The sequence below is a fragment of the Rhizobium phaseoli genome (genome assembly GCF_010668805.1).
In the GTDB taxonomy this organism is placed as follows: Bacteria; Pseudomonadota; Alphaproteobacteria; order Rhizobiales; family Rhizobiaceae; genus Rhizobium; species Rhizobium phaseoli_A.
Window position 1 is genome coordinate 1 of the sequence record NZ_WUFT01000040.1, and the last position, 21333, is coordinate 21333.

Below are 21333 nucleotides of genomic sequence, written 5' to 3' on the forward strand. Positions count from 1 at the left end.
GGCCCATGAGCCCAAAACAACGAAGGAGAAACGCAGGACCTTGACCACTACGACCAGCACAAACGATACCTAAAGGCGGGTCACTTCTCGGTGGAAACGCCGGGTCAGCTCTCAGTGGAAATCAACAGTTCGGACAGTCTTACGCTCTACCCGGACTCTGCAAACAGATGGACGCCTGTAAGTTCGTCAAGGCTCCCCACCAACGCATCCTGAAACCCGATATCCCCAACCTCCACCGCCGCCTCGCGCTGCTGCCGATGATACCAATACCCGCCGCTCACCTTGGCCGCGCCATCATCGCTCGTCGCCAGCCAAGTCTGCGTGAGGTGCCCCATCTCCAGATCATCCGGCGCGCAGGCGCCGCCCATCTTGGTCGGCACCCAGCCAGGATCCACCGCGTTGCTCAGAACATCCGGCCAGTGGCGGGCGATGGTGGCGGCGAGCGTGGCGATGTAGAGCTTGCTTTCCGAATAGGCCTGGCTGGCATTCCATGGCCGCCGCTTCCAGTCGATATCGTCAAGCGCGCTGCTTCCGCTGCGGTGCATGCCGCTGCTGAGATAGATCAGGCGGTCGGAGCGGGTGATCCACGCGGTGAGGAGATAGGGGGCAAGCACATTCACCGCCAGCGTCTTGGCGTGACCATCAGGCGTTTCGCCCCGGCTCCTTTCGAGGTAGATGCCGGCATTGTGGATGACGGCGTCCATGCGGCCGATGGCGTTGACCTGTTCGGCAATGGAGCGCGTCTCGCTGGCGCTGGCGAGATCGCCGGTGACGATGCCGAGTGCGGCTGCTGATGTCTCTGATATGGCGGCGGCGCGCTCCCGGGAGCGGGCGTGCAGCACGACATCGTGGCCTTCCCTGATGAGGGTGCGGGCGGCGGCGAGGCCGAGGCCATCGGTGGAACCGGTGATGAAGATGCGGCTCATGGGGGTTCCTTTCGCGTGCGGCGTGGTGGGCGCAGAGTGCTTGGGTAGGGGTGCTCGGGTCAAGCCCGAGGACGACGGAGGGTGGGGGAGGAGCGGCAGGAGGCGAGATCTCGTTGACTCTCAAAAGTCCCCAATTCTGGATCTCAAGCCAAGTTGACTCTCACGAGCCACACTCAAAATAGTTTGTCTTTCAATATATGCCTTTTTTGATAGACAAACGGCGTTGAGTTGCTTCTGGGCAGGCCAGCCCCTCATCCGGCTGCCGCCACCTTCTCCCCGCTTGCGGGGCGAAGGGGATATGCCGTGAGCCCTCCGTCCCTCTCCAACGTCTCGCGTGGCACGTCCCCTCTCCCCGTCAAAACGGGGAGAGGGTTAGGGTGAGGGGCAGTTTTTGGGGCGGAGCTCCATGAGCGGCGGGCATGGGTCCTCGGGTCAAGCCCGAGGAAGACGGAGGGTGGGGGAGCGTTCCCGCCAAACCCAACCCATTCCAACCTCCACCACCCACATCACCGCCGCCGCTCCGCCCCCGCCGCAATCGTCTGCACCAGCTCATCCACCTCGCGCGCCAGCCGCGCCAGCGGCAGGCCGACGAAGCGGCCTTCGAGGCTGATGCTGACCACGCCATGCACGGCGCCGAACAGGGTGCGGGCGCGGATGGCGCGGTCTTCGGGGGGCATGTCGGGCTGCAGTTCGGCCAGCGGTTCGGCGATCACGTCCATCAGGAAGAGGTGTTCGTCGAGATGCCATTGCGGCGTTGGGCTGGTGTCGGGGGGGAAGTGGTCGAACAGCGCTTTCCAGAGGTTGCGGTGCTCGACGGCGAAGGCAAGGTAGCCCTGGGCGAGGCTGCGCAGGCGGTCGGTCGGGCTTTTATCCCTGGCCTCGGGCAGGGTCAGTCTGGCCTCCAGCGCCTTCAGCGTCGCCGAGTTGACGTGGATGACCAGTTCGCCGAGGTCTGCAAACACCGTGTAGAGGCCGCCGAGTGCGCAGCCGGCGTCCTGGGTGATGTCGCGGGCTCTAAGGTTGGTCAGGCCGTCGCGGGCGATGCGCTCGCGCGCCGCCTCGATCAGCCGCGCCTTCAGGTCCTCGCGTTTTTCTTCTCGTCTACCGGCCATTCACCATTCCACTTCGATTTTTTGAACGTCGTTCAAAATTTATCTTGAACGACGTTCATGATTCTGCCATAACAGCTCTCGTGAACAACGTTCATAAACCGGAGGCAAGAAATGTTCAAACTGATTTCTATTCTGATGCGGGGCAGGGCGCATGATGCCGAACAGGCTTTTGCCGATCGCCACGCCGTGCCGCTGCTGTCCCAGCAGATCCGCGATGCCGCCCAGCAGATCCAGTCGGCGCGGCGCAGCGTCGCGGTCGCCATCGCCCAGAACGAGCAGGAGCGGGGGCAGCATGCAACGATCGTTGCCCGCATCGCCGATCTCGAGATCCGCGCGACTGCGGCGCTCACCAAGGGCAATGACGGGCTGGCCCGCGAAGCGGCCGAGGCGATCGCCTTTCTCGAAGCCGAGCGGGATGCCTCGGAGAAGGCGCAAGCCCAGTTCACCACATCAATCGACAAATTGAAGGCGATCGTCCGGGCCTCCGAGGCGCGGCTGCAGGCGCTGCAGCGCGGCGAGCGGCTGGCGCGGGCCACTGAGGAGGCGCAGAAGCTCGATGTCGTGGTCGCCGATCCGGGCCTCGCGACACTCGACGAGGCCGAGGAGACCTTGGCCCGTCTGCGCCTCCGCCAGAGCCAGAATGATCTGACGGCGGCGGCGCTGAAGGAGATGGAAGGTTCCATCCGCCCGGCCGGCATCATCGAAAAGCTTGCCAATGCCGGCTGCGGGCCGGCCCTTCACTCCACAGCCGATGACGTGCTGGCCCGGCTGAAGAGCCGCATCACGCCGGCCGCCTGATCGCATTCAATCAACCATCCAATCCATAGACCTTGAGGATTACGACCATGAACGACAGTTTCCAGAAACACTCCGCGAGCTGGGTCAGCTTCTCCTACATCTCCTTCGGCTCGGCCGCCTTCATGCTGGCGCTCGGCCTTTACATGATGCCGCTCGATCTCTGGGGCAAAGGTTATCTCGCCATGGGCATATTGATGCTGGTGCAGACCACGGTGAACATCACCAAGACGCTGCGCGACAATGCCGAATCCGAAAAGCTGATCCGCAAGGTCGAGGATGCCCGCACCGAAAAACTGCTGGTCAAGTTCAATCGTAGCGATGAAGATTGATCTTCCTTAACCACAGCGCAGAGTTGTTTTCGCACTCAACCATTGCGTAACAACTCTGTGGCCTTCTCTGCCAGCCGATAGAGGGACGAGCCCGTGCACAACAAGCTGATGACATCCAGGAAATTCGCACCGCTGTTCTGGACCCAGTTCCTGACCGCCTTCAACGACAATTTTCTGAAGAACACTTTGGTGTTCCTCATTCTTTTCAAGATGTCGGCGAGCGAAGGTGCCGCCCTGGTGACGCTTGCCGGCGTCATCCTCATCGTGCCCTTCCTGCTGCTGTCGGCGCTCGGCGGCGAGCTGGCCGACAAACACGACAAGGCCAAGATCGCCGAACTCTTGAAGCGCTGCGAGATCGGCATTGCGGCGCTTGCCGTCGTCGGCCTCGGTTTTTCCTCGATCTTTGTGCTGATGGCCGCGCTCTTCGGCTTCGGCGTCATCTCGGCGCTGTTCGGGCCGATCAAATACGGCATTCTGCCCGACCATCTCGAACGCCGCGACCTGCCGAAGGCCAATGCCTGGATCGAGGGCGGCACCTTCATCGCCATCCTCGCCGGCACGATCATCGCCGCCCTTGCCTTCTCCAGCGGCGACAATGTGCTGCTGTTCGGCTCGATGATGATGGGGCTTTCGGTGCTCTGCTGGCTCGCCAGCCGGATGATCCCTCCCACAGGCTCCAAAGCGCCGGATCTTGAGATCGACCGCAACGTCATCCGCTCCAGCTACACCCTCGTCATGGAAATCCGCGCCGATAAGCGCCTCTGGCGTTCGGCGCTGATGAACTGCTGGTTCTGGCTGGTCGGCGCCTTCGTGCTGTCGATCCTGCCGACCATGGTGACCGAGCTGCTCGGCGGCTCCGAGCTCGTCGTGCCCGCCTATCTCACCGTCTTTGCTATCGCCGTCGCCGTCGGTTCGGCCATTGCCGCCTGGATGTCATCCGGCCGCATCGTGCTGCTGCCGGCCCCTGTGGGCACAGCGCTGCTTGGCCTCTTCAGCCTCGATCTCGCCTGGAACCTCTGGGGTCTGGCATCGGCCAGCCACGCCACGACGATTGCCGATTTCTTCGCCGGCCAGAATACCATCCGCGTCGCCATCGATCTCGCCGGCATGGCGATCTCTGGCGCCTTCATCGCCGTGCCCACCTTCGCCGCGCTGCAGACCTGGGCGCATGAGGATCGCCGCGCCCGCGTCATCGGCGCCGCCAATGTGCTGTCGGCCCTGTTCATCACCGTCGGCCTCGGCCTCGTCGCCGCCATCCAGGCGCTTGGCGCTTCGATCCCTCAGATCCTGATCGGCCTCGGCATCATCAATTTCGGCGTCGCCTGGCTGATGCTGAAGACGCTGCCGACCAATCCCTTCCGCGATTTCATCTCGATCCTGTTTCGCGCTTTCATGCGGCTGGAGGTCGAGGGGTTGGAGAATATCAAGAAGGCCGGCCGCGCGCCGATCATCGCCCTCAATCACGTCAGCCTGCTCGATGGGGCCCTGGCGCTCGCCATCACCGAGGAAGAGCCGACCTTCGCCGTCGACTATAAAATTGCCCAGGCCTGGTGGGTGCGCCCCTTCCTGAAAATGTGCAAATTCCTGCCGCTTGACCCGACCAAGCCGATGGCGACGCGGTCGCTGATCAAGGTGGTGCAGGACGGCAACCCGATCGGCATCTTCCCGGAGGGCCGGCTGACGGTGACGGGAACGCTGATGAAGGTCTATGACGGTGCCGCCATGGTCGCCGACAAAACAGGCTCGATGGTGGTGCCGGTCAGGATCGATGGGCTGGAGAAGAGCTATCTCTCTTATCTCGATAACGGCAAGATCCGCCGCCGACTGTTTCCCAAGGTCAAGGTCACCATTCTCGAGCCGGTGAAGCTCGAAGTGCCGGCCGAGCTGAAAGGCCGCAAGCGCCGCACGGCGGCGGGTGCCGCGCTTTATCAGGTGATGTCGAACCTGATGTTCCAGACCGCCGATACCTTCACCACCGTGCTCGATCGGGTCATCGAGGCAGGCCATGAATTCGGCATGAAAAAGCTCGCCGTCGAAGATCCGGTCACCGGGAAGCTGACCTACGGCAAGCTGTTGACCGGTGCTGCCGTGCTCGGCGCCAAATTCCGCGCGCGCTTCCCGGAACCCAACCTCGGCGTCATGCTGCCGAATGCCAATGGCGCCGCCGCCACCCTTCTCGGCGTCATGAGCGCCGGCAAGGTGCCGGCGATGCTGAATTTCACCGCCGGTGCGGCCAATATCCTCTCCGCCTGCAAGGCCGCCGAGATCAGGCACGTGCTGACCTCGCGCGCTTTCGTCACCCAGGCCAAGCTCGGCGCTGTCATCGAGGAGATGGAAAAGCAGGTGACGATCGTCTGGCTCGATGATCTCAGAGCCGAGATCGGCATGATGGACAAGATCCGCGGGCTGCTGCGCAAGGGCCGGCCGCTGGTCAAACGCCAGCCGGATGATCCGGCCGTCATCCTCTTCACCTCCGGCTCCGAGGGCACGCCGAAGGGCGTGGTGCTGACCCACCGCAACATCCTGTCGAACGCCGCCCAGGCCGCCGCCCGCATCGATTTCCACAGCGGCGACAAGGTGTTCAACATCTTACCCGTTTTCCATTCCTTCGGGCTGACCGCCGGCACCGTGCTGCCGCTGATCTCCGGCGTGCCGGTCTATTTCTATCCGTCGCCGCTGCATTACCGCATCGTGCCGGAGCTGATCTATGTCTCAAACGCCACGATCATCTTCGGCACCGACACCTTCCTCAACGGTTATGCCAGGACGGCGCACCCGTATGATTTCCGCTCGATCCGCTATATCTTCTCCGGCGCCGAGCCGGTGAAGGCCGCAACCCGCCAGACCTATATGGAAAAATTCGGCCTGCGCATCCTCGAAGGTTACGGCGTCACCGAGACGGCGCCGGTGATTTCGATCAACACGCCGATGTACAACAAATCAGGCACGGTCGGCAAAATCCTGCCGGGCATGGATTGGAAGCTCGAGCCGGTGCCCGGCATCGATGAGGGCGGCAGGCTGCATGTGCGCGGCGCCAATGTCATGGCCGGTTATCTCCGCGCCGAAAAGCCCGGCGTGCTGGAGCCGCTCGCCGATGGCTGGCACGACACCGGCGACATCGTCACCATCGACGAGGACGGCTTCGTCAAGATCCGCGGCCGCGCCAAACGCTTCGCCAAGATCGCCGGCGAAATGATCTCGCTCGCCGCCGTCGAAACACTCGCCGCCGAACTCTGGCCCGGCGCCCTCTCGGTCGTCTCCTCGCTGCCCGACGCCAAAAAGGGCGAACGCCTGGTCCTCCTGACCGACGCCCCGACCGCCACCCGCGCCGAATTCCTCGCCTTCGCCAAATCCAAGGGCGCCATGGACATGATGGTGCCGGCCGAGGTCAATATCGGCAAGGTGCCGGTGCTGGGCTCCGGCAAGGTCGATTTCGTCGCGGCGCGGAAATTGGCGGAAGGTGCGGTGCAGGCGGGGGAGGCGGCGTAAGAGTGGCATTAAAGTTCGGGGGCGTCGTGTTCTGTGGCACCCCCCTCTGCCCTGCCGGGCATCTCCCCCACAAGGAGGGAGATCGGCAGGAGGCGAACGCTCGGTTCCTCTCTGCCGATACTTTGATTCCAAATGGCAATTGTTTGGGATAGCCCTAACGCCTATCCGATCTCCCCCCTTGTGGGGGAGATGTCCGGCAGGACAGAGGGGGGCTCCCTGCCACCACGCAGCCAAAAGAAACACACCACGACCGGCTAGCCCACCGCCACCCGCTCCGCCGTCTTCAGCCGCAGGCCGAGAACCAGCGGCACCGCGAGCCTGTAAACGACGACCACGGATAGCCAGATGGCGCCTGGCCATTGCTGGCGGGTGAGGAAATAGAGGCTGGAGAAGGCGAGCGGCGCGACGATCGAGGCGAGGCTGACGGCTGAGGCGAGCACGCCCTGGAACTGGCCCTGGCTGTTCTCGTCGACCTGCCGGGTGGCCAGCGATTGTAGCGCCGGCACGCCGATGCCGCCGAGTGCGAAGATCGGCATGATCGCAAAGATCATCCAGCCCTGGCCGGCGAAGGCCATGACGGTCAGCGCGATTGAGACGCCGGCGACACCCGTCAGGATCGCCGCGCGTTCGCCGAGCAGTTTCACTGCCGGCCCCGGCAGCAAGGCTTGGGCGAGCGTCTGGCAGATGCCGAAGGCGCCGAGGGAAAGGCCGATCGACAGCCCGTTCCACTGGAAGGCATCCTGTCCCCAAAGCGCCCAGCAGGTGCCGTAGGCCTCGCCGGTGGCGCTGAAGATGAAGAACAACAAAACCACCAGGCACTCGCGCTCCTTGCCCCATAAGCTCCCCCACTCTCCGTCGTCCTCGGGCTTGACCCGAGGACCCATGGCCACAAGCTCAACGCCGCATTAGCGGGTAGTGATCGCAACGTGCATCTTCGGCTCCAGCTGAGCGGTCTTGCCCCTCCTTATTGCCGGCCGGCGGTGACGCCGCCGTCGACGGGCAGGACCGTGCCGGTGATCCACGAGGCTTGTTCGGAGGCGAGGAACAGGATCGCCTCGGCGACATCACGCGGCTGGCCGTTACGGCCGAGCGGGTGGAAGGCGTTGAAGCCCGGAAGCACTTGCTTGACCTGATCGTCGGAGAGGAAGGTGTTGTAGACGGGTGTCTCGACGACGGCCGGCGCCACGGCGTTGATGCGGATATTAAAGGGCGCAAGCTCGATTGCGAGGTTGCGGACCATCGCATGGACACCGGCATTGGCTGCCGAATAGGCCGCAGACGGCGTAGCGCCGATCGCCTGGATCGCCCACATCGAGCCGGTCTGGACGATCGCGCCGCCCGTCTCCTTCATCGCCTTGGCGGCGGCCTGGGCGGTGAAGAATTTGCCCTTGAGGATGGTGTCGAGATACCAATCGTAATCGCCCTCGGTCAGCTCCAGAAACGGCTTCGGATTGAAGACGCCGGCATTGTTGACGAGCACATCGAGCCTACCGAAATGGGAGAGGGCGGCGTCGACGAGGGCCGCGCCGGTTTCCGGCCTGGCGATATCGCCCGCCGAAATGACGACATTGTCGCCGCTCGGATCGATCTCCCGGGCCGCCGCCTCGAGCTTCTCGCGATTGCGTCCGTTGATGGCGACCTTTGCGCCTTCCGCCACGAAACGGGCTGCCGCTTCCCGGCCGATGCCGGATCCACCGCCGGTAATTGCGACCACCTTGCCTTCAAATCTCATCGTTCTTCTCCGTTTTGCTTGTTTTGTCTATCTAACGTTAGATAGGCGTTGAAGACATAATCCTTGCTTCGGGCAAGCGCAACCCCTATCTAACATTAGATAGAGAGGATGAGCGCATGAACGAAACAGCTGAGGCAATACTGGATGCCGCCGAGGAGAGAATCCGAGGGGCGGGCTATAGCGGCTTCAGTTACCGCGACGTCGCCGCCGATGTCGGCGTCAAGGCCTCCTCCGTGCACTATCATTTCCCGGCCAAGGAGAAGCTGGCCGCTGCCGTCGCCCGCCGCTACACTGATCGTTTTCTCGAAGCGGTCGATCAGCGGCAGGCGGCGGGCGCCGACATCGTCGCCGCCTGGCGGCAGGTCTTCCGCGAGGCGCTGCATCGCGACGCCAGAATGTGCCTCTGCGGCGCCATGGCCGCGACCTCCCATGATCTTGCCGAGGAAGTTCGGGTCGAGGTGCGGCGGTTCTTCTTGCTCGGGATCGAAAGACTGATGCAGGGCGGATTGGAAAGAGACGCCGCCGTCCATGTCATCGCCACCCTGGAAGGCGCGATGCTGGCCGCCAACGTCCTCGATGATCATTCCCTGTTCGACAGTGGCACCGCCGCGCTCATTTAGCGTGCATGGCCTTGCGGCGCCTGGCTAACTCATCGCCGCCCGCTCCGCCGTCTTCAGCCTGAGGCCGAGAACCAGCGGCACCGCGAGCCCGTAAACGACGACTACCGATAGCCAGATGGCGCCTGGCCATTGCTGGCGGGTGAGGAAATAGAGGCTGGAGAAGGCAAGCGGCGCGACGATCGAGGCGAGGCTGACGGCTGAGGCGAGCACGCCCTGGAACTGGCCCTGGCTGTTCTCGTCGACCTGCCGGGTGGCCAGCGATTGTAGCGCCGGCACGCCGATGCCGCCGAGTGCGAAGATCGGCATGATCGCAAAGATCATCCAGCCCTGGCCGGCGAAGGCCATGACGGTCAGCGCGATTGAGACGCCGGCGACACCCGTCAGGATCGCCGCGCGTTCGCCGAAAAGCTTGACGGCCGGCCCCGGCAGCAAGGCTTGGGCGAGCGTCTGGCAGATGCCGAAGGCGCCGAGCGAAAGGCCGATCGACAGCCCGTTCCAGTGGAAGGCGTCGCTGCCCCACAGCGCCCAGCAGGTGCCGTAGGCCTCGCCGGTGGCGCTGAAGATGAAGAACAGCAAGACAACAGGCAGCAGGCTTTTGACCTCCAGCACCGAGCGCAGCGGTTTCAGCGGATTGAGCGAGGAAAGGTCGATTGTCTCGCGGCTGCCCGGGCGCGATTCCGGCAGGATGAACAGGGCGAGCAGCAGGTTTGCGCCATTGAGCGCGGCCGCCGCGATGAATGGCAGCCGCAGCCAATAATCGCCAAGCAGACCGCCGGCGACCGGGCCAATGATGAAGCCGAGGCCGAACATCGCGTTGAAAAGGCCGAAGCGGCGGGCGCGTTTTTCCTCGGGCGAAATGTCGGTGATATAGGCTGAAGCCACCGAAATGTTGGCGCTGGTCAGCCCGGCGATCGCCCGGCCGAGGAACAGCATCCAGAGATTGGGCGCAAAGGCCAGGAAGAGGTAGTTGACGGCGGCGCCTCCAAGCGAAATCAGCAGCACCGGCCGGCGGCCCAGGCGGTCGCTGAGGGCGCCGAGCACCGGCGCGAAGATGAACTGCATCACCGCATAGAGCGCGGTCATCGTGCCGATGGTGGGCGCGACATTTTCGGCATGGGTAACGTCCTGCAGCAGCGACGGCAGGATCGGGAAAATCAGCCCAATGCCGACGGCATCGAGGACAATGGCGGTGAAGATGACGATAAGGGATCTGGTCATGGTGCGTTCCGGGTCGACGCAAGCCTGCAGCATAGCCGGCGCGGTTCCCGCCTTGATCAAGGCGCAAAACGGCTCCAGCCTTGGTCGCCGGCAATCCCTGGACAAACCAGTGGAAGTGCTCGGGCGCGCCGATGGCTCACGATGAAGCCTGACCCTGTGTCAGGCGTTTGGTTTCTGGGAGGTGCTGGCCGAACCATGCGCTGGCGCATGGATGGCGTGTGCTCGACCGCCTGGACGACAATTCGTCCACCTGTTTACTCCGCCACTGAGCGGATCAAGGGAAGCAGCCGCTTTTCGCGACGGCCAAGACATACGCCGGACGGTTGAGGGCGGCAAGCGCTTTTTGCGCGAGCGGATGGTCGCGGGCAGCGCCGGTTCCATCAAGAGGGCGCAGCTTCGCAAACCTGCGCGCCCGGCATCAGACTTTAGCCGTCAATTCGCAGAAGGTGCTGTTCATTGAGTTCGGCAAGCGATGTAATGCCGAGCAGCGCCATGTTCTGCTGGATTTCCGTCTGAAGGATCTCGATTGCGCGCTCGGCGCCCGCCTGTCCGGCAATTGCGGCCGCGTAGAGAAACGGTCTTCCGACGAAAACGAACTTCGCGCCCAATGCCAGCGCCTTTAGAATATCGGTTCCACGCCTTATGCCGCCATCGATCATGATGGTCGCGGACTGTCCGGTCTTGTCGACGATTCCGGGCAGCGCCTGCAATGGCGACATTGCGCCATCCAGTTGCCGGCCGCCATGGTTCGAGACGATGATGCCGTTGGCGCCGGCCTCCACCGCCTTGACGGCATCGTCTTCGTGGAGAATACCCTTGACCACCAGGTTCCCGCTCCATCTGCTGCGGATGCGCTGCAAGTGCGACCAGTTCAGATGATCCCGCTTGGCGAAGTCACGCATCACCTTGGAGGAGATGATCGGCGCACCCCGCTCGGCGTAAGAATTCTCGAAATGCGGCATGCCGTGGTTGGCGAGTGTGGGAAGAAATGTGCCAAGGCTCCAGCGCGGGTGTGACAGGCCTTCCCAGAGCAGCCGAAGACTGGGACGCAGCGGCGTCGAAAACCCCGCCCGGATGTTGTTCTCGCGATTTGCCAGCGTTGCGGTATCGACCGTCAGCAGGATGGTTTTAAAACCGGCAGCCGCAACACGGTCTACCAGGGCGTCAATTCGCTCCGGCGCGCCAGGTAGATAGGCTTGAAACCAGGCATCGGGATTGGCTTTCGCCACCTCCTCCATCCGGATCAGCGACGAGCCGCTCATGATCATCGGAATGCCGGCCTGTGCCGCTGCCGATGCCAGAACCAGGTCGCCGCGATAGGCCATCAAGGCGCTGATCCCCATCGGCGCGATGCCGAAGGGCCCGGAATATCGTGTTCCGAAGATCGATGTTTCGCTGCTGCGCGTGGAAACGTCGATGAGCACTCTCGGCTTGAAAGCGTATGTCTGAAACGCATCCCTGTTCATCCGCAGGGATGCGTTGGTCTCGCTTGCGCCGGCAATATAGCCGAACAGCGGGCGCGGCAGGTGGCGCCGCGCTTTGGCCTCGAAATCGTCCAGCGCCAGGACGCCTCGCAACGGATGGCTCGCCGGCTTCGTTCGAGCGACTGTCATCGCTTGGTCTCGTCCTCGCTCGCATCGAATGCCTGTTTGCGGCCCTTGCGGATCGCCGGCAGATCAGTGTCGGTAAAATGTAGCCGAGAGCATAGAAGAGCACAACCAGGCCACATCGAAGCGACGATTGTTGAGGCTGTAAACGCCGATACGCCTGTTCCGATCCATGTCCGGACGTGGCAGCGTTCCGGCCTGGCGGCTTTCAGCCAAAACAAAACAGGCGGCACATCGGCCGCCTGCTTGCTCATCTCCTGGGGTCGCCCGTTACTTCTGTTCCGGCGCCAGGAACTCGGCGCAATAGGACGGACCGTCGACGCCGGGAATATCGGCGACGGTGCGGATGTCGCGGATCGTGTAATCCGAGCTGGTGGTGATTTCGGCCTGGCAGCGCAGATAGGCGGTGCGGGCGGACGCGATCTGCTTGCCGCGCTTGCCGTCGGCGCCTTCGGCATATTTTGCTGGAATGCGCACGGTCTTATAGCCGCCGCGCCAGGTGTAGACGGTGGTGGCGCCTTGCTCGCTGTCGCTGATCGGCGGCCCGTAGGCGGCAAAGAAGATGCCGGCCGATTTGCCGACCCAGCGGGCCTCGATCGGATTGCCGGCGGAAGGAATGGTGGTGCATCCGGCAAGCCCAATTGCAAGCCCGGCCGCGGTGATGGTGCGGAGTTTCATCGTGTTGTCCCTGGTCTCTAGCGCAGTGGCTGCGAATCCGCTCTCTACGCGCGGTTTCGCCTGTCCCGTCGAGCCCTTTAGCGCGGAACCCGGCAAAAGAAAATTGCCCCTGAGGCACTTCCCGACGATTTGCTCCGGGTGTGTCTTTTTGCTGCAGCAGGCCACCGCCACGCCCTGTCATCAACCCGTCAAAAATTCCACCGGATTTTTGGAATTTGGTGCTTGTGCAACCAGATAGGCTGTTCTATAGAAGCGCCGCTGGTCACGGAGTGTAGCGCAGTCTGGTAGCGCACCACGTTCGGGACGTGGGGGTCGAGTGTTCGAATCACTCCACTCCGACCAGCTAGAAACCCCGCTCCGGCGGGGTTTTTCGTATCTCGCTGATATTCTCTCGAAATCTCCAGGTAGCGCTTGTGCACCCTTCCAGGATCCGAAAATATCGATCCTGATGCACTTTGCATGCCGACCAGGCCGATCGGTCTGTGACGGCCCGCGGATTCGACTTGATGACGAATTCGGCCGCGGGTAGCATTCCCCCAACCTGGGGGATGAGAATGTTGGGTTTCATAAAGCGCTGGAACGACCGTTGGAAATGGGAAACATCTGGCCTCGGGCAGGCGCTTGCTGAGCATACCCACAAGTGTTTCAATGAAACGATCCTGTCAGGGCTGCCTCAAGATCGGAAGGATCGCGTGATTGGCGATTTCTACGAGCGGCTCGCCGCGATGGCGCAGTCTCCGACTGGCTTCCTCGATCTGCGCAAGTCTCTCGCCGGATGGGTCGCCGAATATGCCAAATATCAGGTGCTGTGCCTGACCGAGTCCGAGAAGGTCGTCGCCTTCTATCACGAAAGTCCATACGTCTCCGGCGAGCTTTATCATCACATCCGCGCCGCCGCCGCGGAAAACGACTATCTGGCCCAAATCATGCGGTCGGATAAGAATGTTGCCGATGGCGAGCTGATTGCGCTCGCCAACACGGAATGCGCTCGGGCACGCTACTACGCCAACGGCTTCAACATGGTCCGCATCGAGACGGGGGACCGGACCAAGCCGGATTGGTACAAACCCTTCGTCGAAGCGATGCTCGTCTACGAGGAAGACAACGTCAGGACATCAATCAAGCTTCCGCAGCTGCTGCCCGAAAACAGGTTTGGAGTCATTTACTCCGGGTTCTTCAATCTGGTCTTCACCGGCGAGGAAGATCCGCTCTTAAGATGGGCACGGGCATGCCCGGATTACAATCTGGCATCAGGTGCGCCATAGGCGCTCCAGCCCGGGCCTTCTCCATCGTTATAATTTTTCTGCAGAAAAGTTATAACTGAGACCTTGATGCCTTCAACGGCCGCTGCGCCCGCGTTTGAGCGGATACGGGGGCGATCGCCGCCTGGGGAGCGTCATTGTTCCAAAACGACCTTAGCTCAAGGAAACGCGTCCGGGAGACTATCGTCCAGAATATAAAAGTGCTCGCCGATCTTTCTGACGATGATGTACTCGCCCGGACCAGGACCGAGATTCACGCATTCCTTTCTTTCAGAACATGATTTTTGAAGGCGCTGCTGCCAGGCTGTGGATTGCTCCCCATTGGGCAAGGCAATTTCATCGCTCTCATCATAGACGAGCGTCGAGTATGTTTTGTCCCTGAAACGGTCGTCCCATGCGAATGTTCTGAAACGCTGTTCCTCGCCCGACGGATCGGTTCGTCTGATCTCTGCGAGATACTCCTGCTTGGTCCACGCAAATCGCACGCTATCGGGTGTTATGCCGGCAGCGGCGAGGATACGAAGCAGGACAATCAACAGCAGGGATGCGGTCAGGAGAGAAACGACGCGTCGCCAGCGCCGCAGCATCAGGTTGATGCAGATCGAGCCCGCGATGGCGACCAGGGTCGCTGTCAAAATGATAAGACCGGCAATCCACCAGTCCCATTGAGGAACGAGCCGATCCAGCCAATATTGCGCGGATAGTGGTAACAACCATAGGGCGTATGTCCACGTAAACTTGTCGCTACTGTTTGCTTGCTCTGGCACGTTGCTACCGCTGGTTCTTGATTCTCGGCTGGACAATAACACGCATAAGGACGCGCGATCGGATCACAGTGGTATGGGTATCTGAAGGAAGAAGCCGCGGCCGATGGAACGTGCGGCGCTGCTGCGATCTCAGCCGCCGACTGTGATCTCGCCATCCGCAACACGTTTCACAAAAATCTTCAAACCTTCATGCCTCAGTTTCTTCCAGCCGCCGTCGGAGACCATTGATTTCGCCAGATCGGCAAACCCTGTGGTGAGGTAGGGAACCTGCGATGCCGGTCGTTTGCCAAGCGCGTGAATCAAGCAGTCAGTTCTTGGCGGGGACGAGAAGGTGTTTCCTGAACGTTGCATGCTGATCTCCAAATGATCTGTGCCGTCTGGAAATCTGATCGTCCCATAGCCGCACTTGGCTGCCGCATTCACTTCGGCCTTGGAGAGATTGTCCTGCAGGAGAAATGACAGCTGGCTGAAACTGTTGTCGGTGTAGTCGAACTGACCCAGGATAATGAAGTCCAGCTCGTTCTGCCCCTTCTTGGCGCCTTTGATCTTGCCAAAGAAGTTGGAATTCACCTTGGTGTCCTTGCCCGTCTTCATGGCAAGCATTTCGCCCAGCTTGATATAGGTCCTCGGTTTTGACGAAACGCTTTCGGCACCCGCGGCGTGGCCTGAAGGCAGACTTGCGGTCTCCGGCTTGGCATAGGCGTCAGCAAAGGCCTGCAGCGTCGTGAGGTTGAGCGCCTCGGGAAGCAAACCGCTGTCGAACTTGCGGCAGGAAAGCGCGGCTTGCCGTGTTGCCTTGTCAGGCTTGCCCTCGACATTTCCCGGCTTGCAGCCCAAATGGGCCAGTTGCTGCTGCAGCCTCTTGAGCAAACCTGCTTTTTCGGCGGAATAGGCGTTGACACCGCGGGTCACGCTGACATTGCGGACATCGATGCGGATACCCTCCGGCTGCACCACGTCAAACTGTGACGTATGATTGTCATAGCTCCTCCAGTCATGACCCCAACCCATCATCACCGGGCCGAGAATGAAGTTGAATGATTTCGGGTCGCGGTTCGATTGCGGCTCGCACTCGTTCGATTCCCAGCAGTGCGGAGCCTGGTTGGTTGCTTCGTCTTCGGCGGCGTAGATCACCTTGTTGTCGCAGCTTGCCGTAACCCATCCGCTCTCATCACTTGCCCATCGGATTTTCAGCGAGAATGTCGCCCATTTGCCGAAATCTTCCGGTTTTTGGCACTGGCGGGCGAGAAAGTTCACGCCGTTGCGCGTGTCGGCTTTCAGCATGTAGATGAAATTGTGGACTGCCGGTCCTTCCCAGGAGGCGAAACGCAAATGGCTGTCCCAGCCATCGGGATAAAAGCCATTGGCGGAGTTGTTGTGCCAGCCTTTGTAGCCAAAAGTCGGATCGAGCCGGAAATCAAACTTGTATTGGACGCTTTCGCCAATCTTCATGTCTCGCGTATAGCGAATCGTTGAGCGGACATTGCCATTGCGACAATCATTTTCGCCGCGTCCATCTCCATAATCGACATTGGAACATTGACGGTCGAAAATCTCAAACCGGGTCACGCCGTTCTTGACCTCCGGTCTGACCGACCCGTTGAACGTGTGGCGTTCAAAACCTTTGGGGAGCGGATCGGCCGTCGCTACTGCCTGGGTCACAAAAACCATAAGCCCGCCAACCGCCAGTCCAACTATATGATTTTTCAGCATAGTTGTTTCTCCAAATTCGACCCCGAGCATACCACGATCTCTTTTGGAAGGTTGGGTTTAGATCAGCTTCAGATCGGTCACTTGCCGGAGAAGGCCTTCACCAGCTCGCTCCTTCTCTCCAGTTATAATTTTTCTGCGGAAAAGTTATAACGACGCCGTTGAGCAGCAACGCGCTGCATCGGCATTGCCCAAATCAGCTTTGATACGCCGGTTTTCGAATCAACCGGAACGAGTCCCAAAGTGATTCGTTGAGTCGCGTTCCGTGTGAGATACTGCGCCATGAGCAAGCGACGAAGCTTCAAACCGGTGAAGATCACCATCAATGGCAAGGTGAGGACGGTCTATAATGTCGTCCAGGCCGGCAACACTTTGCTGAATGACTGGCCCGACCAGACGCCGGCGGCCAAGGTTGCCGAACGGCTTGTGCTTGACGTCTTCAACGATGCCGCCGGGCCCGAGCAGGTGCGCCGGGCGTTTATTACCGCGGCCAAGGCGAGCGACATCAAATATAGCTCCTGATCGGTGATGCTGGGTAAAGCCCGGGCTCACTTCCATGATATCAGCTCCTGATCGGCGCGGTCCTGGTCCTTAAACTGCATCTCCATCCAGGCGGCCGAAATGATCGCGGCGAGGAAGCCGAAGGTGAGGCAGGTGATGGCCTGCTTGCGCCAGGAGATGAAGGTGACCGGCGCCGGGGTGAGGGGCTTTTCCGCACATTCACCGAGCGAGCAGGCGCAGCCGGAAAAGGCCTTGATGATGCAATCGGCAGACATCTCCGCTCCCCTCAGGCGTAAAGCTGATCGCGATCGGTCATGCCCATGATCTGCCGGGCATAGCGGTAATGTTCCTCGACGGAGGCCGCAGCGCCGCGCAGCCAGGAGGGGCCGCGGATCGAATGTTCGGGACGGCGGAGGAACGCAAAGCCGAGGGCGCCCATGCGCTGGGCCTCGATCGCCATGTACGCGCTGCAGTCGCTGATCCTCAGCGCGCCATTCCAGCGGGCGTCGCGCTTGCTCTCCTCGGTCTCGATATTGCGGATGTGCTGCATTGCCCTGTCCTCTCACGTGCCTCTGATCGCTCATGAGATAAAGGTATATATAATACCCTGTATCGTCAATCGTTATGGGTATAAAAAATACCCCAATGATTGACGAGGTACGAATCATAGGCGTATGTCTGTCGCCAGTGATTGGGCGACCGGGTGCAACTCCCGAGCTGACGAAGCCCAGCGGCGCGGGAAGCGAAAGTCCTTAAGTGCGCTGTCAGAAAATCAGGACGAGGGCGAAGCGAATGGCCCCTCTGGCACGTGTCCCATCCCGGCTCCGGCCTTCAGGACCTGGCCAATGCTCTCCCGGCTTCATGGGCTTTGCTCATGGGGTAGGGGGAAGCTTTGGCCGGAACCCTCCCTCACCAGCCTTCAGGAGCGAAGACAGAAAGATAGAAAACAAGTCTATCTTGGAGTCCGATGCTGCGAGAAAAAAACGGGAGGCGCAACGGGATCGAGATCGCCGATGCGGTGACCGGGCCCGGGCTTTGGGGCACCGAATTTGGATTCGTGGGAGAGGGCTGCCGAAGGATATTCCTCGCAGCCATTCGATCCATCCCGGCGGAGTAACGCGGGTGTGCGCGGACGAGTCCGGAGCTTTGCAGGTTGATTTCAGGCGGGAAAATATCTCTCACGATCCTGGTCGCCGGATCGGGAGATCGGAGCGAGATCCTACAGGCCGTACATCTCGCGCGCTGCGCTGAAGGCCAGGAGAAACACCGCTAATGTGACGATATAGAACCAAATTCTGCCGGCGCGCGAGGAGGGGCGGATCATATTGGTTTCCTTGATGAATATGGTTTATTCGCAGCGGGCATGGATGCCTACATCTCGATGATCGACCGGCGGACGCGGCCGACGATGGTGACGGCGCCCTGGAAATCCGGCGGCGGCACGTCCTCATAGGAGGCGGGCTGGAAGGGCGGGTCGTCGTTCGGGCGATAACGCTTGTAGGTAGCAGCGCCCGTCTCGTCGGCGACGACATAGAGCGCGTTCGGCGCCAGGCGCTTGTCGCGAAGATTGACGAAGATGATCGAGCCGGGCGGCGAGATCTTGTTCATCGAATTGCCTTCGACCTCGAGCGCGATCCATTCGCCATCGGGCAGATCGAGGGCGGCCACGGTCGGGAATTCGGAAAAGTCGGTGATCGGCGCCTGCTCGCTCAGCTGGCCGGCGCTGACCCAGGAGATCTTCGGCACGTCGGCGACGGAGACCGGCAGTTCGTCCGGATCGAGCGCATTGCCGATCCCGAACTGCAGCCAGTTGAGATTGACCTTGAACGCCCGGGCATATTTCTTCGCATCGGCAATGCCGAAGCCGTTGCGGCCGGACTCATGCGCCTTGTAGACATTCGCATTCCAGCCGAACCGATCGACGATCGCTTTCGGCCCGGCAAAGCCCGCGTTTTTTCTGGCCATGACCAGCCGCTTTGCGCGTTCTTCGCGTTCAAATTGTTCCTGATCTTTCAACATGATATAAAAAATACCCCAATTTAGGGTATATGTCATGCCCTATTGTGCTTGACATATGGGGTATTAAATATACCCTAATCGACATGACAAACAGCGAGATTATCAACACCTCCACCAGGGCAGCAATCGGCCCGATCCAGCCCGGAAGCCGCCGCTACACCGGCTGCCCGAACTGCGGCAAGGCGCTGTCGATCGCCGAGGTGATCGAGCGCCATTGCGAAAATTGCGGCCGGCAGACCAGCCCGAAAGACATGCGGCAGATGACCAATCCCGACAGCCTCACCCCTCCCTGACGGCTGTCGGTGGCTGGCGTCGTCGCCTCCCTCGGCGACGCCGGCATCTTTTTCCCAGACGACCGGAGCCTTTGCTTCCGCAACAGAGCCGGCGCTCCGGTCGTCGTCGATGAACTTTAAATCAAGCACCCGGGCAGCACCCGCTTCGGCGGCAACGCCGCGCTGCGCTCGCAATGGACAACAAGGATCCTACTCGCATGAACCCGCTCGAACTCTTCCGCACCGGCCGGGACTATATCGAAATCGCAGCCATCCTCGGCATGTCGGTGCCTTCGGTGGAAACCGAGATCCACCGGCTTCGAAGCGCCGAGAAGGGCGACACCGCGGGGCAGGATCATACCGGCGCGGAGATCCGGCGGTTTGCCCCGCGCCTCAAGCCGGGCACGCCGGTCAATTTTGCCGGCGGCCAACGGCGGCTGCGGGTCTGAGGAAAAGCAAACCAGATGGCGAAGGACATAATGAGCAAGGACATCATGGACATCCTCAGCCCGGTGCTGGGGGAGGAACTGGCGGCAGCCGTCATCGAGCATCGCAAGCGCACGCTGCGGAAACCGCTGACGGCCTATGCCGCCCGGATGCAGGCCAGGGAATATCTGCTGACCGGCGATCCGGCCGGTGCCGCTGAGATGCAAATCTTCCGCGGCTGGCAGGCGATCAAATGCGACTGGTACCTCAAGGAGAAGGCGAGGGAAGCCGGGTCGATCAACAGCAGCACGAGAAGGACGACAGTGGATGCCGCAAGAGATTTCCTCTCCGGTGAAGATCATAGCGGCGATGCTTTCGGGCTTCCCGGCATCATCAGGCACTGATCCCGACATGCAGATCCGCGCCTATTTGGTCGCCATCGACGGCATTTCGGCCGAGGCGGTCTGGCGGGCCGCCAGAGGCTTCATCGCGGGAAAGGTGCGGGATCATAACCGCGCCTTTGCCCCGAGCAGCGCCAGTTTTGCCGAGGAATGCCGAAATCAGCAGGCGGCGATGGCAGCCCAAAGCCGCCCGCGCATCGAACGGGAAGCCGAGACACCGAAGCCGAAGGTCGCCGCCTACAAGATGCAGCTGCTGAGCGCTGCGGCCAATGGCAGCCGCAGCGCCAAGCGCGAGCTGGCGAAAATGTTTCCCGATAACCCGATCATCGCAAGAGCGGCACGCGACGCGCAGGAGGCAGCAGGGTGAGAGAGCTATTCTGGACGGAAGACCGGATCGTCAAGGCAGCGCAGCTTTGGAACGAAGGGCGCTCGGCAAGACAGATCGCCGAGCTGTTCGGCTCGAAGAAGAACACCGTCATCAACATGGCGCACCGCAACCGCGACAGGTTCCCCGCCAGGCAGGACACAAGGCAGAAGCCGCCGGAGGTCGATCCCGCGCCGGTCGAGCCGATCCGCCATCCCGACCGCGTCCGGCGGGTGACGTTTTCCGGCGCCGAGGTGACGATGCCGCGCGTGCCGTTCATCGATGGGCCGGCGCCATGAGCAAGATCACCCCGCGCGAAACCGAAATCATCGGCTGGATGGCGGCCGGAAAGACCGCCGCCGAGATCGGCACCATTCTCGGCATCTCCCCCGTCACCGTCAACACGCACATCGCCAACGCCAAGATGAGACTCGGCGTCTTCAAGGACACCGCACTGGTCGCCGCCGCACTGCGCAACGGCATCATTCGATAGGAAGGACAATCAGCATGGGTGGCAAAGCAGCCAAGGCCAGGACACCACGGGCAAACAAGGGCGCCGGCCGGCCGCGCAAGGAAAATGTCGAGCGTTTTCCCTGCGGCAAGATCAAGCCGTTCGAGACCGAGAAGGACAATATCAGCGTCGCCATATCAGCCCGCCGCCGCATCCACGGCTTCGGCCGAACGGTCGATGACGAGACGGTCAAGAGCCCGTTTGCCGGCTATACCGTCGGCCGCATGTTCCTCGACGGCCTGATCACCGCGGAGCAGCGCCAGGCCGGCGACGACTATGCCGAGGCCATGGCCCGCTACCACAAAACCACCGGCATCCCGGCCCCAAGCCCGCGCGCCCAATCGCTCTTCACCGTCAAAGGCCACGAAGGCGAAGTCACCGAAAGCCTCGCCGACCGCGCCCGCAAAGCCAGCAACCGCATGATGGCCCTGCAGGGCATTCTTCTCCGCTGCCAGGACGGCCCGCAAGTGAGGAGCACCGTCTATAACGTCACGGTGATGGACTACGAACATCTGCGCCAGATGCCGCCGCAACAATTGCTGTGGCTGCGGCGGCATCTGGCGCAGATGTTCGTAGTCCATCACCGTGACG

General features: G+C 61.5%; 25 protein-coding genes, 1 tRNA gene and 1 pseudogene. 14 read left to right on the plus strand and 13 right to left on the minus strand.

Annotation, left to right across the window (positions count from 1 at the left end; genetic code table 11):
• Positions 1-146 precede the first annotated feature (146 nt).
• Together GR197_RS30830 and GR197_RS30835 are read right to left on the minus strand one after the other, a co-directional pair.
• Positions 147-926 carry an SDR family NAD(P)-dependent oxidoreductase gene (locus GR197_RS30830; RefSeq protein WP_164016433.1) on the minus strand — a complete coding sequence of 260 codons (780 nt, stop codon included), beginning with the start codon at positions 924-926 and terminating at the stop codon, positions 147-149.
• A gap of 506 nt (positions 927-1432) precedes the next feature.
• Positions 1433-2038, minus strand: coding sequence for a TetR/AcrR family transcriptional regulator (locus GR197_RS30835; RefSeq protein ID WP_164016435.1), 606 nt, complete (start codon positions 2036-2038; stop codon positions 1433-1435).
• 111 nt (positions 2039-2149) lie between these two features.
• On the opposite strand from GR197_RS30835, the gene GR197_RS30840 reads away from it, so the two are divergent.
• The 3 genes from GR197_RS30840 to GR197_RS30850 all read left to right on the plus strand — a co-directional run bounded on the left by GR197_RS30840 (position 2150) and on the right by GR197_RS30850 (position 6654).
• Positions 2150-2836 carry a PspA/IM30 family protein gene (locus tag GR197_RS30840; RefSeq protein WP_164016437.1) on the plus strand — a complete coding sequence of 229 codons (687 nt, stop codon included), beginning with the start codon at positions 2150-2152 and terminating at the stop codon, positions 2834-2836.
• A gap of 47 nt (positions 2837-2883) precedes the next feature.
• On the plus strand, positions 2884-3165 hold the full coding sequence (locus GR197_RS30845) for a YiaA/YiaB family inner membrane protein (protein WP_003569708.1): 282 nt from the start codon (positions 2884-2886) through the stop codon (positions 3163-3165).
• A 93-nt stretch (positions 3166-3258) separates the two neighbouring features.
• Positions 3259-6654 carry an acyl-[ACP]--phospholipid O-acyltransferase gene (locus GR197_RS30850; RefSeq protein WP_164016439.1) on the plus strand — a complete coding sequence of 1132 codons (3396 nt, stop codon included), beginning with the start codon at positions 3259-3261 and terminating at the stop codon, positions 6652-6654.
• Between the two features lie 254 nt (positions 6655-6908).
• Here GR197_RS30850 and GR197_RS30855 read toward each other — a convergent pair.
• Positions 6909-7466 (minus strand): annotated as a pseudogene (locus GR197_RS30855) (MFS transporter); the annotation flags it as partial.
• Between the two features lie 152 nt (positions 7467-7618).
• Positions 7619-8386: an SDR family NAD(P)-dependent oxidoreductase gene (locus tag GR197_RS30860; RefSeq protein WP_003593670.1), complete on the minus strand. Its 768-nt coding sequence runs from the start codon at positions 8384-8386 to the stop codon at positions 7619-7621.
• A gap of 116 nt (positions 8387-8502) precedes the next feature.
• Here GR197_RS30860 and GR197_RS30865 point away from each other — a divergent pair, with 116 nt between their 5' ends.
• Entirely contained in the window at positions 8503-9006 is a 504-nt protein-coding gene (locus GR197_RS30865; RefSeq protein WP_003593668.1) for a TetR/AcrR family transcriptional regulator, read from the plus strand.
• Positions 9007-9030: 24 nt separating this feature from the next.
• Here GR197_RS30865 and GR197_RS30870 read toward each other — a convergent pair whose 3' ends face one another.
• The 4 genes from GR197_RS30870 to GR197_RS30885 all read right to left on the minus strand — a co-directional run bounded on the left by GR197_RS30870 (position 9031) and on the right by GR197_RS30885 (position 12509).
• Entirely contained in the window at positions 9031-10224 is a 1194-nt protein-coding gene (locus GR197_RS30870; protein ID WP_164016442.1) for a TCR/Tet family MFS transporter, read from the minus strand.
• A gap of 425 nt (positions 10225-10649) precedes the next feature.
• A complete protein-coding gene (locus GR197_RS30875) occupies positions 10650-11837 on the minus strand; it encodes an alpha-hydroxy acid oxidase (protein ID WP_164016444.1) in 1188 nt (395 codons plus the stop codon).
• On the minus strand, positions 11834-12085 hold the full coding sequence (locus tag GR197_RS30880) for a hypothetical protein (protein WP_164016446.1): 252 nt from the start codon (positions 12083-12085) through the stop codon (positions 11834-11836). Before GR197_RS30880 ends, GR197_RS30875 begins: the two co-directional genes overlap by 4 nt.
• 16 nt (positions 12086-12101) lie before the next feature.
• Entirely contained in the window at positions 12102-12509 is a 408-nt protein-coding gene (locus GR197_RS30885; RefSeq protein ID WP_164016448.1) for a hypothetical protein, read from the minus strand.
• 265 nt (positions 12510-12774) lie between these two features.
• Between GR197_RS30885 and GR197_RS30890 the strand changes: the two genes are divergently transcribed.
• Positions 12775-12851: transfer RNA gene (locus GR197_RS30890), tRNA-Pro, on the plus strand.
• Positions 12852-13063: 212 nt separating this feature from the next.
• On the plus strand, positions 13064-13774 hold the full coding sequence (locus GR197_RS30895) for a hypothetical protein (protein WP_164016450.1): 711 nt from the start codon (positions 13064-13066) through the stop codon (positions 13772-13774).
• A 155-nt stretch (positions 13775-13929) separates the two neighbouring features.
• On the opposite strand, the gene GR197_RS30900 is transcribed toward GR197_RS30895, so the two are convergent.
• On the minus strand, positions 13930-14538 hold the full coding sequence (locus GR197_RS30900) for a hypothetical protein (protein ID WP_164016452.1): 609 nt from the start codon (positions 14536-14538) through the stop codon (positions 13930-13932).
• 129 nt (positions 14539-14667) lie between these two features.
• A complete protein-coding gene (locus GR197_RS30905) occupies positions 14668-16251 on the minus strand; it encodes a hypothetical protein (RefSeq protein WP_164016454.1) in 1584 nt (527 codons plus the stop codon).
• 279 nt (positions 16252-16530) lie between these two features.
• Here GR197_RS30905 and GR197_RS30910 point away from each other — a divergent pair, with 279 nt between their 5' ends.
• On the plus strand, positions 16531-16770 hold the full coding sequence (locus GR197_RS30910; protein ID WP_003587993.1) for a DUF982 domain-containing protein: 240 nt from the start codon (positions 16531-16533) through the stop codon (positions 16768-16770).
• A gap of 26 nt (positions 16771-16796) precedes the next feature.
• On the opposite strand, the gene GR197_RS30915 is transcribed toward GR197_RS30910, so the two are convergent.
• The 3 genes from GR197_RS30915 to GR197_RS30925 form a co-directional block, all read right to left on the minus strand.
• Positions 16797-17024 carry a hypothetical protein gene (locus GR197_RS30915; RefSeq protein ID WP_164016456.1) on the minus strand — a complete coding sequence of 76 codons (228 nt, stop codon included), beginning with the start codon at positions 17022-17024 and terminating at the stop codon, positions 16797-16799.
• A gap of 11 nt (positions 17025-17035) precedes the next feature.
• The gene (locus GR197_RS30920; protein WP_164016458.1) at positions 17036-17299 is read right to left on the minus strand and encodes a hypothetical protein; all 264 of its coding nucleotides are present in this window, start codon (positions 17297-17299) and stop codon (positions 17036-17038) included.
• 821 nt (positions 17300-18120) lie between these two features.
• Positions 18121-18768, minus strand: a complete 648-nt coding sequence (locus GR197_RS30925) for a S24 family peptidase (RefSeq protein WP_164016460.1) — start codon at positions 18766-18768, stop codon at positions 18121-18123.
• A gap of 83 nt (positions 18769-18851) precedes the next feature.
• On the opposite strand from GR197_RS30925, the gene GR197_RS30930 reads away from it, so the two are divergent.
• The 7 genes from GR197_RS30930 to GR197_RS30960 form a co-directional block, all read left to right on the plus strand.
• Positions 18852-19061 carry an endonuclease Q family protein gene (locus GR197_RS30930; RefSeq protein ID WP_246724737.1) on the plus strand — a complete coding sequence of 70 codons (210 nt, stop codon included), beginning with the start codon at positions 18852-18854 and terminating at the stop codon, positions 19059-19061.
• A gap of 197 nt (positions 19062-19258) precedes the next feature.
• Positions 19259-19489, plus strand: coding sequence for a sigma-70 family RNA polymerase sigma factor (locus GR197_RS30935; RefSeq protein ID WP_246724738.1), 231 nt, complete (start codon positions 19259-19261; stop codon positions 19487-19489).
• Between the two features lie 15 nt (positions 19490-19504).
• Positions 19505-19870 carry a hypothetical protein gene (locus tag GR197_RS30940; protein WP_164016464.1) on the plus strand — a complete coding sequence of 122 codons (366 nt, stop codon included), beginning with the start codon at positions 19505-19507 and terminating at the stop codon, positions 19868-19870.
• Positions 19836-20234 (plus strand): hypothetical protein, encoded by a 399-nt coding sequence (locus GR197_RS30945; protein ID WP_164016474.1) that lies wholly within the window; start codon positions 19836-19838, stop codon positions 20232-20234. The genes GR197_RS30940 and GR197_RS30945 overlap by 35 nt, the downstream gene beginning before the upstream one ends.
• Positions 20231-20530 carry a GcrA cell cycle regulator gene (locus GR197_RS30950; RefSeq protein ID WP_164016466.1) on the plus strand — a complete coding sequence of 100 codons (300 nt, stop codon included), beginning with the start codon at positions 20231-20233 and terminating at the stop codon, positions 20528-20530. Before GR197_RS30945 ends, GR197_RS30950 begins: the two co-directional genes overlap by 4 nt.
• Positions 20527-20724: a response regulator transcription factor gene (locus tag GR197_RS30955; RefSeq protein WP_164016468.1), complete on the plus strand. Its 198-nt coding sequence runs from the start codon at positions 20527-20529 to the stop codon at positions 20722-20724. Before GR197_RS30950 ends, GR197_RS30955 begins: the two co-directional genes overlap by 4 nt.
• 14 nt (positions 20725-20738) lie before the next feature.
• A partial coding sequence (locus GR197_RS30960; RefSeq protein ID WP_164016470.1) for a hypothetical protein occupies positions 20739-21333 on the plus strand: 595 nt, incomplete at its 3' end.

Bases quoted from the DNA above. Each gene is read 5' to 3' on its own strand.
- GR197_RS30830 (WP_164016433.1), bottom strand. From the start codon at position 926: ATGAGCCGCATCTTCATCACCGGTTCCACCGATGGCCTCGGCCTCGCC.
- GR197_RS30835 (WP_164016435.1), bottom strand. From the start codon at position 2,038: ATGGCCGGTAGACGAGAAGAAAAACGCGAGGACCTGAAGGCGCGGCTG.
- GR197_RS30840 (WP_164016437.1), top strand. From the start codon at position 2,150: ATGTTCAAACTGATTTCTATTCTGATGCGGGGCAGGGCGCATGATGCC.
- GR197_RS30845 (WP_003569708.1), top strand. From the start codon at position 2,884: ATGAACGACAGTTTCCAGAAACACTCCGCGAGCTGGGTCAGCTTCTCC.
- GR197_RS30860 (WP_003593670.1), bottom strand. From the start codon at position 8,386: ATGAGATTTGAAGGCAAGGTGGTCGCAATTACCGGCGGTGGATCCGGC.
- GR197_RS30865 (WP_003593668.1), top strand. From the start codon at position 8,503: ATGAACGAAACAGCTGAGGCAATACTGGATGCCGCCGAGGAGAGAATC.
- GR197_RS30870 (WP_164016442.1), bottom strand. From the start codon at position 10,224: ATGACCAGATCCCTTATCGTCATCTTCACCGCCATTGTCCTCGATGCC.
- GR197_RS30875 (WP_164016444.1), bottom strand. From the start codon at position 11,837: ATGACAGTCGCTCGAACGAAGCCGGCGAGCCATCCGTTGCGAGGCGTC.
- GR197_RS30880 (WP_164016446.1), bottom strand. From the start codon at position 12,085: ATGAGCAAGCAGGCGGCCGATGTGCCGCCTGTTTTGTTTTGGCTGAAA.
- GR197_RS30885 (WP_164016448.1), bottom strand. From the start codon at position 12,509: ATGAAACTCCGCACCATCACCGCGGCCGGGCTTGCAATTGGGCTTGCC.
- GR197_RS30895 (WP_164016450.1), top strand. From the start codon at position 13,064: ATGTTGGGTTTCATAAAGCGCTGGAACGACCGTTGGAAATGGGAAACA.
- GR197_RS30905 (WP_164016454.1), bottom strand. From the start codon at position 16,251: ATGCTGAAAAATCATATAGTTGGACTGGCGGTTGGCGGGCTTATGGTT.
- GR197_RS30910 (WP_003587993.1), top strand. From the start codon at position 16,531: ATGAGCAAGCGACGAAGCTTCAAACCGGTGAAGATCACCATCAATGGC.
- GR197_RS30915 (WP_164016456.1), bottom strand. From the start codon at position 17,024: ATGTCTGCCGATTGCATCATCAAGGCCTTTTCCGGCTGCGCCTGCTCG.
- GR197_RS30920 (WP_164016458.1), bottom strand. From the start codon at position 17,299: ATGCAGCACATCCGCAATATCGAGACCGAGGAGAGCAAGCGCGACGCC.
- GR197_RS30925 (WP_164016460.1), bottom strand. From the start codon at position 18,768: ATGTTGAAAGATCAGGAACAATTTGAACGCGAAGAACGCGCAAAGCGG.
- GR197_RS30930 (WP_246724737.1), top strand. From the start codon at position 18,852: ATGACAAACAGCGAGATTATCAACACCTCCACCAGGGCAGCAATCGGC.
- GR197_RS30935 (WP_246724738.1), top strand. From the start codon at position 19,259: ATGAACCCGCTCGAACTCTTCCGCACCGGCCGGGACTATATCGAAATC.
- GR197_RS30940 (WP_164016464.1), top strand. From the start codon at position 19,505: ATGGCGAAGGACATAATGAGCAAGGACATCATGGACATCCTCAGCCCG.
- GR197_RS30945 (WP_164016474.1), top strand. From the start codon at position 19,836: ATGCTTTCGGGCTTCCCGGCATCATCAGGCACTGATCCCGACATGCAG.
- GR197_RS30955 (WP_164016468.1), top strand. From the start codon at position 20,527: ATGAGCAAGATCACCCCGCGCGAAACCGAAATCATCGGCTGGATGGCG.